Source organism: Streptomyces sp. NPDC043952, from assembly GCF_056435325.1.
Genome location: NZ_JBWKES010000012.1, coordinates 127566 through 140901, shown reverse-complemented (window position 1 = coordinate 140901; position 13336 = coordinate 127566). Strand labels below are relative to the sequence as shown.

10 protein-coding genes are annotated in these 13336 nt (G+C 71.8%); 8 read left to right on the top strand and 2 right to left on the bottom strand.

Annotation, left to right across the window (positions count from 1 at the left end; translation table 11 throughout):
• Nucleotides 1-50: 50 nt before the first annotated feature.
• The 3 genes from AC069R_RS16720 (at nucleotide 51) to AC069R_RS16710 (ending at nucleotide 4776) form a co-directional block, all read left to right on the top strand.
• On the top strand, nucleotides 51-2015 hold the full coding sequence (locus AC069R_RS16720) for an IucA/IucC family protein (RefSeq protein WP_478767525.1): 1965 nt from the start codon (nucleotides 51-53) through the stop codon (nucleotides 2013-2015).
• A 22-nt stretch (nucleotides 2016-2037) separates the two neighbouring features.
• Nucleotides 2038-2703, top strand: coding sequence for a GNAT family N-acetyltransferase (locus AC069R_RS16715; protein ID WP_478767524.1), 666 nt, complete (start codon nucleotides 2038-2040; stop codon nucleotides 2701-2703).
• Nucleotides 2704-2790: 87 nt separating this feature from the next.
• On the top strand, nucleotides 2791-4776 hold the full coding sequence (locus tag AC069R_RS16710; protein WP_478767523.1) for an ATP-dependent DNA helicase: 1986 nt from the start codon (nucleotides 2791-2793) through the stop codon (nucleotides 4774-4776).
• A gap of 117 nt (nucleotides 4777-4893) precedes the next feature.
• Here AC069R_RS16710 and lexA read toward each other — a convergent pair whose 3' ends face one another.
• On the bottom strand, nucleotides 4894-5673 hold the full coding sequence (lexA, locus tag AC069R_RS16705; protein WP_037663236.1) for a transcriptional repressor LexA: 780 nt from the start codon (nucleotides 5671-5673) through the stop codon (nucleotides 4894-4896).
• 607 nt (nucleotides 5674-6280) lie between these two features.
• Between lexA and nrdR the strand changes: the two genes are divergently transcribed.
• Both nrdR and AC069R_RS16695 read left to right on the top strand, forming a co-directional pair.
• On the top strand, nucleotides 6281-6853 hold the full coding sequence (gene nrdR / locus AC069R_RS16700; RefSeq protein ID WP_478767522.1) for a transcriptional regulator NrdR: 573 nt from the start codon (nucleotides 6281-6283) through the stop codon (nucleotides 6851-6853).
• 166 nt (nucleotides 6854-7019) lie between these two features.
• Complete coding sequence (locus AC069R_RS16695; protein ID WP_478767521.1) at nucleotides 7020-9917, top strand: vitamin B12-dependent ribonucleotide reductase; 2898 nt, start codon at nucleotides 7020-7022, stop codon at nucleotides 9915-9917.
• A 288-nt stretch (nucleotides 9918-10205) separates the two neighbouring features.
• On the opposite strand, the gene AC069R_RS16690 is transcribed toward AC069R_RS16695, so the two are convergent.
• Complete coding sequence (locus AC069R_RS16690; RefSeq protein WP_478767520.1) at nucleotides 10206-10739, bottom strand: TerD family protein; 534 nt, start codon at nucleotides 10737-10739, stop codon at nucleotides 10206-10208.
• A 150-nt stretch (nucleotides 10740-10889) separates the two neighbouring features.
• Between AC069R_RS16690 and AC069R_RS16685 the strand changes: the two genes are divergently transcribed.
• The 3 genes from AC069R_RS16685 (at nucleotide 10890) to AC069R_RS16675 (ending at nucleotide 13213) form a co-directional block, all read left to right on the top strand.
• Nucleotides 10890-11495 carry a YdbC family protein gene (locus tag AC069R_RS16685; protein WP_478767519.1) on the top strand — a complete coding sequence of 202 codons (606 nt, stop codon included), beginning with the start codon at nucleotides 10890-10892 and terminating at the stop codon, nucleotides 11493-11495.
• A 140-nt stretch (nucleotides 11496-11635) separates the two neighbouring features.
• Nucleotides 11636-12295, top strand: a complete 660-nt coding sequence (locus AC069R_RS16680) for a histidine phosphatase family protein (RefSeq protein WP_478767518.1) — start codon at nucleotides 11636-11638, stop codon at nucleotides 12293-12295.
• A 12-nt stretch (nucleotides 12296-12307) separates the two neighbouring features.
• The gene (locus tag AC069R_RS16675) at nucleotides 12308-13213 is read left to right on the top strand and encodes an ADP-ribosylglycohydrolase family protein (protein ID WP_478767517.1); all 906 of its coding nucleotides are present in this window, start codon (nucleotides 12308-12310) and stop codon (nucleotides 13211-13213) included.
• Nucleotides 13214-13336 lie beyond the last annotated feature (123 nt).

Here is a 13336-nt window from a genome sequence, read left to right as displayed (position 1 = left end):
CCCCGTCGACATACCCCGCGCCCGACCCGCCCACGCCCCGAGGAGCCGTCTTGAACGCCACCCCCACCCCCGACGGCCGTTCCGGTGTCCCCGATGAACCGGGAGCCGCCGGGACGGGCGCGCCGTACGCCGAGGCGGTTCCGCAGCAGCGCCGGCGGACCGTGGACCCGAGCCGGCACACCGAGCCCGGCCCGGAAGCGCTGGACGACCCCGACGCCTCCGCCGCGGCGGGGGCCGCCGCCGTGGAGAACCTGCTGCGCTGCTGGGTACGGGAGACCGGCCTGCCCGCCCCGACGACCGGCACCCTGCGCATCGCGCTGCCCGCCACCGGCACCCGCCTGCTCGTCCCGGTCCGCTACTGGTCCCCGACCGGCTGGCACCGCTTCGGCCCGCCCCGGTTCGCCGACGCCCCCGAGACCGCCCGGCCCGTCGACGCCGTCACCCTCGCGGCGCTGCTCACCAGGGAGAGCGCGGGCGGCGACGACGGCGACCTCGTGGCACGGGTCGCCGACTCCCTGCGTCGTACCGCCGTCTTCGTCCGCCACCGGCGCGCCCACCCCGCCGACGGCCCCGACCTCTTCCTCGGCGCCGAACAGGCCCTCCTCCTCGGCCACCCCCTGCACCCGACCCCCAAGAGCCGCGAGGGCCTGACCGAGGCCGAAGTCCCCCTCTACTCCCCGGAGTTGCGCGGCTCCTTCCCGCTGCACTGGCTGGCGGTGGCGCCCAGTCTGCTCGCCACCGAGTCGGCCTGGACCGAACGCGGCCGCCCCGTCCCCGCCGACCACCTCGTCCGGCACCTGGCCGGCACCGCCCTGTCCCTGCCCGACGGATACACCGCCCTCCCGCTGCACCCCTGGCAGGCTCGCGAGGTACGACACCGCGCCCCCGTCGCCGCCCTGTTCGACGCCGGACTCCTCAGGGACCTCGGCGCGCACGGCCCCGCCTGGCATCCCACCTCCTCCGTGCGCACCGTCTACCGCTCCGGCGCGCCCGCGATGCTCAAGCTGTCGCTGGGCCTGCGCATCACCAACTCCCGCCGGGAGAACCTGCGCAAGGAGCTGCGGCGCGGCGTCGAGGTGCACCGGTTGCTGCGCGCGGGCCTGTCCAGGCAGTGGAGCGCCGCCCACCCCGGCTTCGACATCGTGCGCGACCCGGCGTGGCTCGCCGTGGACGACCCGGACGGGCGGCCGGTGCCCGGCCTCGACGTGATGATCCGGCACAACCCCTTCACCCCGGCCGACGACGCCGGCTGCCTCGCCGGACTCCTCTCGCCCCGGCCACTCGACCGGATGGGAGCCACCCCCGGTACGAAGACCGCCCTGGGCATCGAGACCGCCCCCGGTACCGGGACCGCCTCCGGTACGGCCACCACCCCCGTCCCGCCCATGCGCTCCCGGCTCGCCCTGCTCGTCGCCCGGCTCGCCGCCCGCACCGGCCGTCCCGTCGCCGCCGTCGCCACGGAGTGGTTCCTGCGCTACCTGGAGCAGGTCGTCCGCCCCGTTCTCTGGCTGGACGCCGAGGCCGGCATCGCCCTCGAAGCGCACCAGCAGAACACCCTCGTCCTGCTCGACCGCGACGGCTGGCCCAGGGGCGGCCGCTACCGGGACAACCAGGGCTACTACTTCCGCGCCTCCCGCCGCGCCGAACTCGACGCCCGGCTGCCCGGCATCGGCGAGCACAGCGACACCTTCGTCTCCGACGAGGTCACCGACGAACGCTTCGCCTACTACCTCGCCGTCAACAACGTGTTCGGCCTGATCGGCGCCCTCGGCTCCCAGCGCCTCGCCGACGAACGGCTGCTGCTCGCCGCGTTCCGCCGCTTCCTCACCGGTCTCGCCACCGGCCCCGCGGCCCTGCGCACCCCCCTGCCCGCCCGGCTGCTCGACTCGCCCGTCCTGCGCTGCAAGGCCAACCTGCTGACCCGGCTGCACGGTCTCGACGAACTCGCCGGCCCGGTCGACACCCAGTCCGTGTACGTCACCATCGCCAACCCCCTCCACCCGTACGGCCCTTGAGCAGAGCAGAGAGGAACCCGCCGTGCCGCCCACCGACGTGCGCACCGCCCCCACCGAGTTCCTGGACCTCTTCGGCGACGGGATGACCGGTGATCTCCTGGAGGGAACCGCCGACGACCTCCTCGACGGCGTCCGCACCCCCTGGGAACCGGTCCGAACCCCCGTCGGCACCTTCCAGTTGATTCCCGTCCGCCTCGATAGGGACCTCCCGCTCGTGCACGCCTGGATGAACGACCCGGCCGTCGCCGAGTTCTGGGAACTGGCCGGGCCCCGGCACCGCACCGCGGACCATCTGCGCGCCCAACTCGACGGCGACGGACGGAGCGTGCCCTGCCTCGGCGTGCTGGACGGCACCCCGATGAGCTACTGGGAGATCTACCGCGCCGACCTCGACCCGCTGGCCCTGCACTGCCCGGTCCTGCCCCACGACACCGGCATCCACCTGCTCCTCGGCGCCGCGGGTGACCGGGGCAGGGGGCTCGGCTCCGCGCTGCTGCGCGCCGTGGCCGACCTGATCCTCGACCGGCGCCCCGCCTGCGCCCGCGTCGTGGCCGAACCCGATCATCGCAACACCCCCTCGCTCGCCGCGTTCCTCGGTGCCGGATTCCGGTACGCGGCCGAGGTCGAGCTGCCGGACAAGCGGGCCGCGCTCATGATCCGGGACCGGGTGCTGCGCGATGTGCTGTAGCGCCGGGTGAGCGGGGTCTCACGATGGGTGCACGATGGCGGTGAACGGCCTCCGATTGTCAGTGCCGGGCCGTAGGGTGGTCGGGCTATGACGAAGCCCTCCCTCCCCGAACTCCTGCACGCCGCCGTCGCCGCGGTCGGCGGCACGGAGCGCCCCGGCCAGGTGACCATGGCCGAAGCGGTCGCCGAGGCGATCGACGACGGATCCCATCTGCTGGTCCAGGCCGGCACCGGCACCGGAAAGTCGCTCGGCTACCTCGTGCCCGCGCTCGCGCACGGGGAGAGAGTGGTCGTGGCGACGGCCACCCTCGCCCTCCAGCGCCAGCTCGTGGAGCGGGACCTGCCGCGCACGGTCGACGCGCTGCACCCGCTGCTGCGCCGCCGCCCCGAGTTCGCGATGCTCAAGGGCCGCTCCAACTACCTGTGCCTGCACCGGCTGCATGAGGGCATGCCCCAGGACGAGGAGGACGGCCTCTTCGACCAGTTCGAGGCCGCCGCGCCCACCAGCAAGCTGGGCCAGGACCTGCTGCGGCTGCGGGACTGGTCGGACGAGACGGAGACCGGCGACCGGGACGACCTCACCCCCGGCGTCTCGGACCGCGCCTGGGCGCAGGTCTCGGTCTCCTCGCGGGAGTGCCTGGGCGCCACCAAGTGCGCATACGGCGCCGAGTGCTTCGCGGAGGCGGCCCGCGAGCGCGCCAAGCTCGCCGAGGTCGTCGTCACCAACCACGCGCTGCTGGCCATCGACGCCATCGAGGGCGCCCCGGTGCTGCCGCAGCACGAAGTGCTGATCGTGGACGAGGCCCATGAACTCGTCTCCCGTGTCACCGGCGTCGCCACCGGCGAGCTGACCCCCGGCCAGGTCAACCGGGCCGTGCGCCGCGCCGCGAAACTCGTCAACGAGAAGGCGGCCGACCAGCTCCAGACCGCCGCCGAGGGCTTCGAGCGGCTGATGGAGCTGGCCCTGCCGGGCCGCCTGGAGGAGATCCCGGAGGACCTCGGCTACGCCCTGATGACGCTGCGGGACGCCTCGCGTACGGTCATCTCCGCGATCGGCGCCACCCGCGACAAGTCCGTCCAGGACGAGGACGCCGTCCGCAAGCAGGCCCTGGCCTCCGTCGAGTCGGTCCACGACGTGGCGGAACGCGTGCTGAACGGCTCGGAGTGGGACGTCGTCTGGTACGAACGGCACGACCGCTTCGGCGCCTCCCTGCGCGTCGCCCCCATGTCCGTCTCGGGGCTGCTGCGGGAGAAGCTGTTCGCCGACCGCGCCGTCGTCCTCACCTCCGCGACCCTCAAGCTCGGCGGCGACTTCAACGGAGTCGGCGCCTCCCTGGGGCTCGGCCCCGAGGGCGCCGAGGGCGAGGACCTGCCGCAGTGGAAGGGCATCGACGTCGGCTCCCCCTTCGACTACCGCAAGCAGGGCATCCTGTACGTCGCCAAGCACCTGGCCCGCCCCGCGCGGGACGGCGAGCGCGGCGACATGCTGGACGAGCTGACGGAGCTGATCCAGGCGGCCGGCGGCCGTACCCTCGGGCTGTTCTCCTCCATGCGGGCCGCGCAGCTCGCCGCCGAGGAACTGCGCTCGCGCATCCCCGAGTACCCGATCCTGCTCCAGGGCGAGGAGACGCTCGGCGAGCTGATCAAGAACTTCGCGGCCGATCGGAAGACCTGCCTGTTCGGCACGCTGTCGCTGTGGCAGGGCGTGGACGTGCCCGGACCCAGCTGCCAGCTGGTCGTCATGGACAAGATCCCCTTCCCGCGCCCCGACGATCCGCTGATGAGTGCCCGCCAGAAGGCGGTGGAGGACGCGGGGGGCAACGGGTTCATGGCGGTGGCCGCCACCCACGCCGCCCTGCTGATGGCCCAGGGCGCCGGCCGACTCGTCCGCGCGTCGGGGGACCGGGGCGTGGTCGCCGTACTGGACCAGCGCCTCGCCACGGCGCGGTACGGCTCCTACCTCAAGGCGTCCCTGCCCGACTTCTGGTACACCACGGACCCCAACCAGGCCCGCAGGTCGCTCGCGGCGATCGACGCGGTGGCGCGGCAGGCGGAGGCCGAGAGCCCCGCGTAGGGCCCACCGCGCCTTGGGTCAAGGCCGGGTCCCGGAGGCAAAGGCAGGGCCCCGGAACCGGCGCAGAGGTTCCGGGGCCCGGTCAGGGAGCGAGCGGGGGGCCGCTCGCCGCGGGCGTCACACGCGCCGCAGTACGGCGACCACCTTGCCCAGGATGGTGGCGTCGTCGCCGGGGATCGGCTCGTAGGCCGCGTTGTGCGGGAGGAGCCAGACGTGGCCGTCCTCGCGCTTGAAGCGCTTCACCGTGGCCTCGCCGTCGAGCATGGCGGCCACGATGTCGCCGTTCTCCGCGACCGGCTGGCGGCGCACGGTGACCCAGTCGCCGTCGCAGATCGCGGCCTCGATCATGGAGTCGCCGACCACCTTGAGGACGAACAACTCGCCGTCGCCCACCAGCTGGCGGGGGAGCGGGAAGACGTCCTCCACGGACTCCTCCGCGAGGATCGGCCCGCCGGCGGCGATCCGGCCGACCAGCGGGACGTACGACGCGGCGGGCTTGCCGCTGGTGTCCGTGGGCTGCACCGAGACGGCCTGGTCGGAGCCGCGCACCTCGTAGGCGCGCGGGCGGTGCGGGTCGCGGCGCAGGAAGCCCTTGCGCTCCAGCGCCATCAGCTGGTGCGCCACGGAGGAGGTGCTGGAGAGGCCGACGGCCTGGCCGATCTCCCGCATGGACGGCGGGTACCCGCGCCGCTGTACGGAGTCCCTGATGACCTCGATCACCCGGCGCTGCCGGTCGGTGAGTCCGGAGCTGTCCGCCCGGATGCCTGGAGGTCGGCCCGGCAGGGAGCGCCGGGGCCCCTCGGGATTCGTGGCTTCGTTCATCGCATGTACCGGCTCGACTCGGCCCTGGGAGCGGTCCTGGGCGGTGATGGTGGCACTGTCTGCGGTGGTGGTCACGTCGGCCCCTCTCGATGGTCTCCCTGCTGGACAACGGTAGTTGCTTTCGAAAGGTTGCGCCAAACACACGTTCGAGTGAAAAAGTGCGATTCACCTGTTGTGATCGCGTGTTTGGGTGTATGGGTCGACGCGGTGCGAGTGCGGCACGGGCGGGGCGCGGGGCGGGACAAAGTGCTCTTTGTCGTGCGTTGTACTCTTTCCTGCCGGGGTCGCCGACCTCGTGAGCGCTTCCCCAGTCTGCCATCCGGGACCCGCCCCACCCGGCGAGGGGCCCGTTCCCGCACGGGAGTCCTACGCGTCCTCCGTGCGGCGCCCACGGTATCCCCGCAACCGCCACAGGGGTACGGCTCCGCGCCCGCGTGTCCTTCCGGACGGGTCGTCCGGGGCCCGCGAAGCGCTCCTCCCCGGCCATGCCCGCGCGACACGCGATCCGGCCTCGGGGAATAAGCCGATCCCCACATCTAGTGGTTGGATGGCTACGGCAGCCCACAAGTTGTGGTGACCCCGGTCGGAGACGGCTCGACGATCGCCTATGCTTAGGGCTGCTTCGCGAGGCCCATGGGGCTCGGCGAGGCTATCGAGTCTGCTGTGAGGAGGGTTGGAGATCATGCACTGCCCCTTCTGCAGGCACCCCGACAGCCGTGTGGTCGACAGTCGTACGACCGACGACGGCACGTCGATCCGCAGGCGCCGCCAGTGCCCCGACTGCTCCCGTCGTTTCACGACCGTGGAGACGTGCTCGCTCATGGTGGTGAAGCGGTCCGGGGTCACCGAGCCCTTCAGCCGTACCAAGGTCATCAACGGCGTGCGCAAGGCGTGCCAGGGCCGGCCTGTCACCGAGGACGCGCTCGCCCAGCTCGGCCAGCGCGTCGAGGAGGCGGTGCGGGCCACCGGCAGCGCCGAGCTGACCACCCACGACGTGGGCCTGGCCATACTCGGCCCGTTGCAGGAGCTCGACCTCGTCGCCTATCTGCGGTTCGCCTCGGTCTACCGGGCGTTCGACTCGCTGGAGGACTTCGAGGCCGCCATCGCGGAGCTGCGGCAGGCGATGCCCGGCACCACCGGGGACGCGGCGGACGGGACGGACAAGACGGGCGAACCGGCCGCGGGGAGCCAGGAAGACGAGCGCGGGACGGGCGGGACCTCCCAGGTCCCCCAGCCCGCGCAAGCCGCCGACTGACCGGCGCGCGGGAGACCGGGGGAGGGCCCGGACTCCGGCCGCGGGAAGCGGCGACCGAGGACCTGTCGCGGGTGGCAGCTGAGGGTGCCCGCGACACATGACAGAACACCGTGCCACGGGAACATCGGGGCACTTCAGGGCGTTTTGCCCGTATCAGGGAGGCGGCATGACAGAGACGGCGAGCGGTCCGGCACGAGGTTCCCGAGCCAAGGGCGGCAAGGCGGGCACCAAGGGACTGCACATCGAGCGCATCCACACCACCCCCGGCGTGCACCCGTACGACGAGGTCGAGTGGGTGAGCCGTGACGTCGTCATGACCAACTGGCGCGACGGCTCGGTCAACTTCGAGCAGCGTGGCGTCGAGTTCCCCGACTTCTGGTCGGTGAACGCGGTCAACATCGTCACCAGCAAGTACTTCCGCGGTGCCGTCGGCACCCCGCAGCGCGAGACCAGCCTCAAGCAGCTGATCGACCGCATCGTGAAGACGTACCGGAAGGCCGGTGAGGACCACAAGTACTTCGCCTCGCCCGCCGACGCGGAGATCTTCGAGCACGAGCTCGCCTACGCGCTCCTGCACCAGATCTTCAGCTTCAACAGCCCGGTCTGGTTCAACGTCGGCACCCCGCAGCCCCAGCAGGTCTCCGCCTGCTTCATCCTGTCCGTCGACGACTCCATGGAGTCGATCCTCGACTGGTACAAGGAAGAGGGCATGATCTTCAAGGGCGGCTCCGGCGCCGGCCTGAACCTCTCCCGCATCCGCTCCTCCAAGGAACTGCTCTCCTCCGGCGGCAACGCCTCGGGACCGGTCTCCTTCATGCGCGGCGCCGACGCCTCCGCCGGCACCATCAAGTCCGGTGGCGCCACCCGCCGCGCCGCCAAGATGGTCGTGCTCGACGTCGACCACCCCGACATCGAGGACTTCATCGAGACCAAGGTCAAGGAGGAGGAGAAGATCCGCGTCCTGCGCGACGCGGGCTTCGACATGGACCTGGGCGGCGACGACATCGCCTCCGTCCAGTACCAGAACGCCAACAACTCGGTCCGCGTGAACGACGAGTTCATGAAGGCCGTCGAGGCGGGCGGCGACTTCGGGCTGCGCGCCCGGATGACCGGCGAGGTCATCGAGGAGGTCGACGCCAAGTCGCTGTTCCGCAAGATCGCCGAGGCCGCGTGGGCCTGCGCCGATCCGGGCATCCAGTACGACGACACGATCAACAACTGGCACACCTGCCCCGAGTCCGGCCGGATCACCGCGTCGAACCCGTGCAGCGAGTACATGCACCTGGACAACACGTCCTGCAACCTCGCCTCGCTGAACCTGATGAAGTTCCTCAAGGACGACGGCCAGGGCCACCAGTCCTTCGAGACCGAGCGCTTCCAGAAGGTCGTCGAGCTGGTCATCACCGCGATGGACATCTCGATCTGCTTCGCGGACTTCCCGACCCAGAAGATCGGCGAGAACACCCGCGCCTTCCGCCAGCTCGGCATCGGCTACGCCAACCTCGGCGCCCTGCTGATGGCCACCGGCCACGCGTACGACTCCGAGGGCGGCCGCGCCCTGGCCGGCGCCATCACCTCCCTGATGACCGGCACCGCCTACCGCCGCTCCGCCGAACTGGCCGCGGTCGTCGGCCCGTACGACGGCTACGCCCGCAACGCCGACGCCCACCAGCGCGTCATGAAGCAGCACGCCGACGCCAACGGCAAGGCCGTCCGCATGGACGACCTGGACACCCCGGTGTGGGCCGCCGCCACGGAGGCCTGGCAGGACGTGGTCCGCCTCGGCGAGAAGAACGGCTTCCGCAACTCCCAGGCGTCCGTGCTCGCCCCGACCGGCACCATCGGTCTGGCGATGTCCTGCGACACCACCGGCGTCGAGCCCGACCTCGCGCTCGTGAAGTTCAAGAAGCTCGTCGGCGGCGGCTCGATGCAGATCGTCAACGGCACCGTGCCGCAGGCCCTGCGCCGCCTGGGCTACCAGGAGGAGCAGATCGAGGCGATCGTCGCCCACATCGCCGAGAACGGCAATGTGATCGACGCCCCCGGTCTCAAGCAGGAGCACTACGAGGTCTTCGACTGCGCCATGGGCGAGCGGGCCATCTCCCCGATGGGCCACGTCCGCATGATGGCCGCGATCCAGCCCTGGATCTCCGGCGCGATCTCCAAGACGGTCAACATGCCGGAGACGGCGACCGTCGAGGAGGTCGAGGAGATCTACTTCGAGGCCTGGAAGCTCGGCGTCAAGGCGCTCGCGATCTACCGGGACAACTGCAAGGTCGGCCAGCCGCTCTCCGCCAAGAAGAAGGAGGAGGAGAAGGCCGAGATCGCCGAGAAGGCCGAGGACACGATCCGTACCGCGGTCGAGAAGGTCGTCGAGTACCGCCCGGTCCGCAAGCGCCTCCCGAAGGGCCGTCCCGGCATCACCACGTCGTTCACCGTCGGCGGCGCCGAGGGCTACATGACCGCCAACTCCTACCCGGACGACGGTCTCGGCGAGGTCTTCCTGAAGATGTCCAAGCAGGGCTCGACCCTCGCGGGCATGATGGACGCCTTCTCCATCGCGGTCTCCGTCGGCCTCCAGTACGGCGTGCCGCTGGAGACGTACGTCTCGAAGTTCACCAACATGCGCTTCGAGCCGGCCGGTATGACGGACGACCCGGACGTGCGGATGGCGCAGTCCATCGTGGACTACATCTTCCGCCGCCTGGCGCTGGACTTCCTGCCCTTCGAGACCCGCTCCGCCCTCGGCATCCACTCCGCCGAGGAGCGCCAGCGGCACCTGGAGACCGGTTCCTACGAGCCGGCCGACGACGAGGTCGACGTCGAGGGCCTGGCCCAGTCGGCGCCCCGCGCCCAGGAGCCGAAGGCCGTCGCGGCCCCGAAGGCCGAGGCCGAGTCCGTGAAGGCCGCCCCGAAGCAGGCCCACACCAGCGCCGAGCTGGTGGAGATGCAGCTGGGCATCCAGGCCGACGCCCCGCTCTGCTTCTCCTGCGGCACCAAGATGCAGCGCGCCGGCTCCTGCTACATCTGTGAGGGCTGCGGCTCGACGAGCGGTTGCAGCTGACGCTTCGCGAGTGACCCGCTGAAGTGAGGGGCGCCGGCCAACTGGTCGGCGCCCCTTCGCCGTTGGGTGCCGGGCGCGGCGTACGCCAGCCGGGAACGGCAACGTCTCCTGCGGCTGCGGGTCTTCCCGGGGGAGTGGCCGTGCCGGCCTTCACGCCGCGGCCGAGGCCGGGCGTCCCGGTGGTCTCGATGCGCAGGGGTACCCCTCGCGGACCGCTACCGGGCAGACGCGGTGCACGCGGCCGGACGTCCGCTCCCCGCCGCTCGTACGCCGGACCCCGCGCCGTCGTCAGGCCTGCTGTGCCCGGCCCATCACCCGTGTGAAGTCCTCCGGGGCCTCGTGGAAGCCGTGGACGCCGGGGTGGAAGATCCATTCACCGGAGTCGTTGCGGACGAACTCGGCGACGGTGGCGGCGGTGGCGTCGTGCACCGAGGTGAAGTCGTCCTCGGACAGCACGGTGTATCCCTCGCGGACGCGCATCGCGGGGTTGAGGACCCCGGAGAACGTACGGCGCGCGGGCTGCTGCTGGATGACGACGCCCACCACCACCCGGCCGTAGCGCTCGCTGAGCCGGTCGACCTCCAGGGTCATCACCTCGTCCCAGCCGAAGCCCCGCCCGTCGGTGCTGTCACGGTTGAGGAAGATGGTGCCGTCGGGCGAGCGGCTGTCGAAGTGCACCAGGTACGCCGGGGCACCGTAGGGATCCCGCGCGTCGAAGGTCGCGGCGATGATGTCGAGATCGGTGGGCGGCGTACCCGCGGGACTGGGGTCCCACTTGAGCGCGACCTCGACCTTGCGCATCCCCTTGCTGAAACCGGTCACCGGGCCTCCCCTTCCCTGTGCGCACCTCGTCCCCAACTCCCATGCGGCCGAGGAACCTTGCCCATCGTGCCACGTACCCGCCTCCCCGCGCGCGGACGAAGTCCCCCGGAGTGTGACCGGCGCCATGTCCGCTGGCCTTACGATGGCGCGGTGCTGGTCAAGTGGATTCGCTGCACCGTGGTGGACCGCCGGGGGTTCGAGCGGGGGCAGCGGAAATGGGCGGGGCTTCCCGGAGAGCCGGGTTTCCGGGGACAGGGCGGGGGCTGGAGCCGGCGGCGGCCCGACGTGGCGCACATCGTCGCCTTCTGGGAGAGCCGCGCCTTCTACGACTCCTTCATGGCCCGCTCCCACGACCGCCTCGCCGCCGCCCAGGTGGGCACCTTCAAGGACGCCCAGGTCAGACTGTTCGAGTACCGCTTCGATGTGAAGACCGGCTTCGAACCCCGCTTCACCGACTCCGACCTGCTCAGACTCGCCCTGTGCCGGGTCCGTGAGGAGCGGGTGGAGCACTTCACCCTCATGCAGGAGAAGGTCTGGAACCCGGCCATGGCGGGCTCGCCCGGCATGATCCGCGGGATGTTCGGCGAGGCCCCCGAGCAGGAGTTCCTGATCCTCTCCATGTGGCGGGCCGCCGCCGAACACGGCAAGTACCGCACCGAACGGATCGAGCGCCTCGCCCTGCGCGCCCAGACCGAGGCGGACATCGCGGCCCTCTCCGGGGACATCGTCGACCTGGAGCCGTCCTGGATCGTCTAGCACCGGCCTTCCCGGATCGTCCGACACCGGGATACCGGCCGGTCGGTCCTCCGGTCGGTCCGGAAGTCGGGGGTGTGACGTGCGCTGTATGGGCCCCGTTCGATTCCCCGGTTCGCCGCCCCCCGATCTAGGGTTTCGGCATGGCACGACCACGGCGCATCGTCCTCGTCCGGCACGGCGAGTCCACCGGCAACACCGACGACTCCGTGTACGAGCGCGAGCCGGACCACGCCCTGGCACTGACCGACCTCGGCCGGCGGCAGGCCGAGGAGACCGGCGTAAGGCTCCGGGAGCTGTTCGGCTCCGAACGGGTGAGCGTGTACGTCTCGCCGTACCGCCGTACCCACGAGACCCTGCGCGCCTTCGCCCTCGACCCCGACCTCATACGCGTGCGCGAGGAGCCCCGGCTGCGCGAGCAGGACTGGGGCAACTGGCAGGACCGCGACGACGTACGCCTCCAGAAGGCCTACCGCGACGCCTACGGCCACTTCTTCTTCCGCTTCCCGCAGGGCGAGTCCGGCGCCGACGTCTACGACCGGGTCGGCGGCTTCCTGGAGAGCCTGTTCCGCAGCTTCGAGGCCCCCGACCATCCGCCCAACGTGCTCCTGGTGACCCACGGCCTCGCGATGCGGCTGTTCTGCATGCGCTGGTTCCACTGGACGGTCGCCGAATTCGAATCCCTGTCCAATCCGGACAACGCCGAGATGCGGATGCTCGTCCTCGGCGAGGACGGCCGCTACACCCTCGACCGGCCCTTCGAACGCTGGCGTGAACCGGTGCCGGACTGGGCCACCGGATAGAGTGGGGGAGCGATGACCGCACATTTCTCCCCCCGTGGACGCCTAGAGCGCGCCCTGGCGAGCCTGCGCGGACTGGCCGTCGGCGACGCCCTGGGCGCCCAGTTCTTCGTCCCGGCCCGGCACCCCCTGCTCAAGCGCCGCGAACTGCCGCCCGGCCCCTGGCCGTGGACGGACGACACCGAGATGGCCTGCTCCGTCCTCGCCGTGCTCGCCGCCCACCAGCGCATCGACCAGGACGCCCTCGCCCACTCCTTCGCCGAGCACCACGACCCGGACCGGGGCTACGGCCCCACCGCGAGCCGGCTGCTGAACCTCGTCCGCCAGGGCGAGGACTGGCGCGGGCCCGCCGCCGCCCTCTTCCACGGGCGCGGCTCCTGGGGCAGCGGCGCGGCCATGCGTACCGCGCCCCTGGGCGCCTGGTACGCCGACGACCCGGAGCAGGCCACCCACCAGGCCGAGATCTCCGCCTACCCCACGCACCAGCACCGGGAGGCGGTGGTCGGCGCCATGGCGGTGGCGGCGGCCGCGGCCCTGGCCGGCTCCCCGGACGGCCCGCCCGCCCCCGAGGCGCTCCTCGACGGCGTGATCGCGCTCGTCCCCAAGAGCGCGGTCGGCCAGGGCCTGCGCCGCGCCCGCGACATGCTCGACTACGGCGACGCCGCCACCGTCGCCGCCGTGCTGGGCTGCGGACGCCGCAGGACCGCCCATGACACCGTGCCCTTCGCCCTGTGGTCCGCCGCGCGCGGCCTCGGCGACTTCGAGACGGCGTTCTGGACGACGGCACGGGTGGGCGGCGACGTGGACACCACCTGCGCGATCGTGGGCGGCGTCCTCGCCGCGGGCAAGGCGGGGGCACCGCCCGCCGAGTGGACACAGCGGACCGAGGCACTGCCCGACTGGGTGCCGGGAGCGGCCTGACCGGCGGAAGTCCGCTCGCGGTGCTGGTCGTTGGCGTAGCGGGTCGTCCGTGGGCGTGCGGCGGGGTTCGGCAGCGCGACAAGTGCCGGGGCCGTCACGCCGGTTCGGCGTGACGGCCCCTGA

Excerpts from the sequence above, each read along its gene's own strand:
- AC069R_RS16710 (WP_478767523.1), top strand. The coding sequence starts at position 2,791 with ATGACGAAGCCCTCCCTCCCCGAACTCCTGCACGCCGCCGTCGCCGCG.
- nrdR (WP_478767522.1), top strand. The coding sequence starts at position 6,281 with ATGCACTGCCCCTTCTGCAGGCACCCCGACAGCCGTGTGGTCGACAGT.
- AC069R_RS16695 (WP_478767521.1), top strand. The coding sequence starts at position 7,020 with ATGACAGAGACGGCGAGCGGTCCGGCACGAGGTTCCCGAGCCAAGGGC.
- AC069R_RS16680 (WP_478767518.1), top strand. The coding sequence starts at position 11,636 with ATGGCACGACCACGGCGCATCGTCCTCGTCCGGCACGGCGAGTCCACC.
- AC069R_RS16675 (WP_478767517.1), top strand. The coding sequence starts at position 12,308 with ATGACCGCACATTTCTCCCCCCGTGGACGCCTAGAGCGCGCCCTGGCG.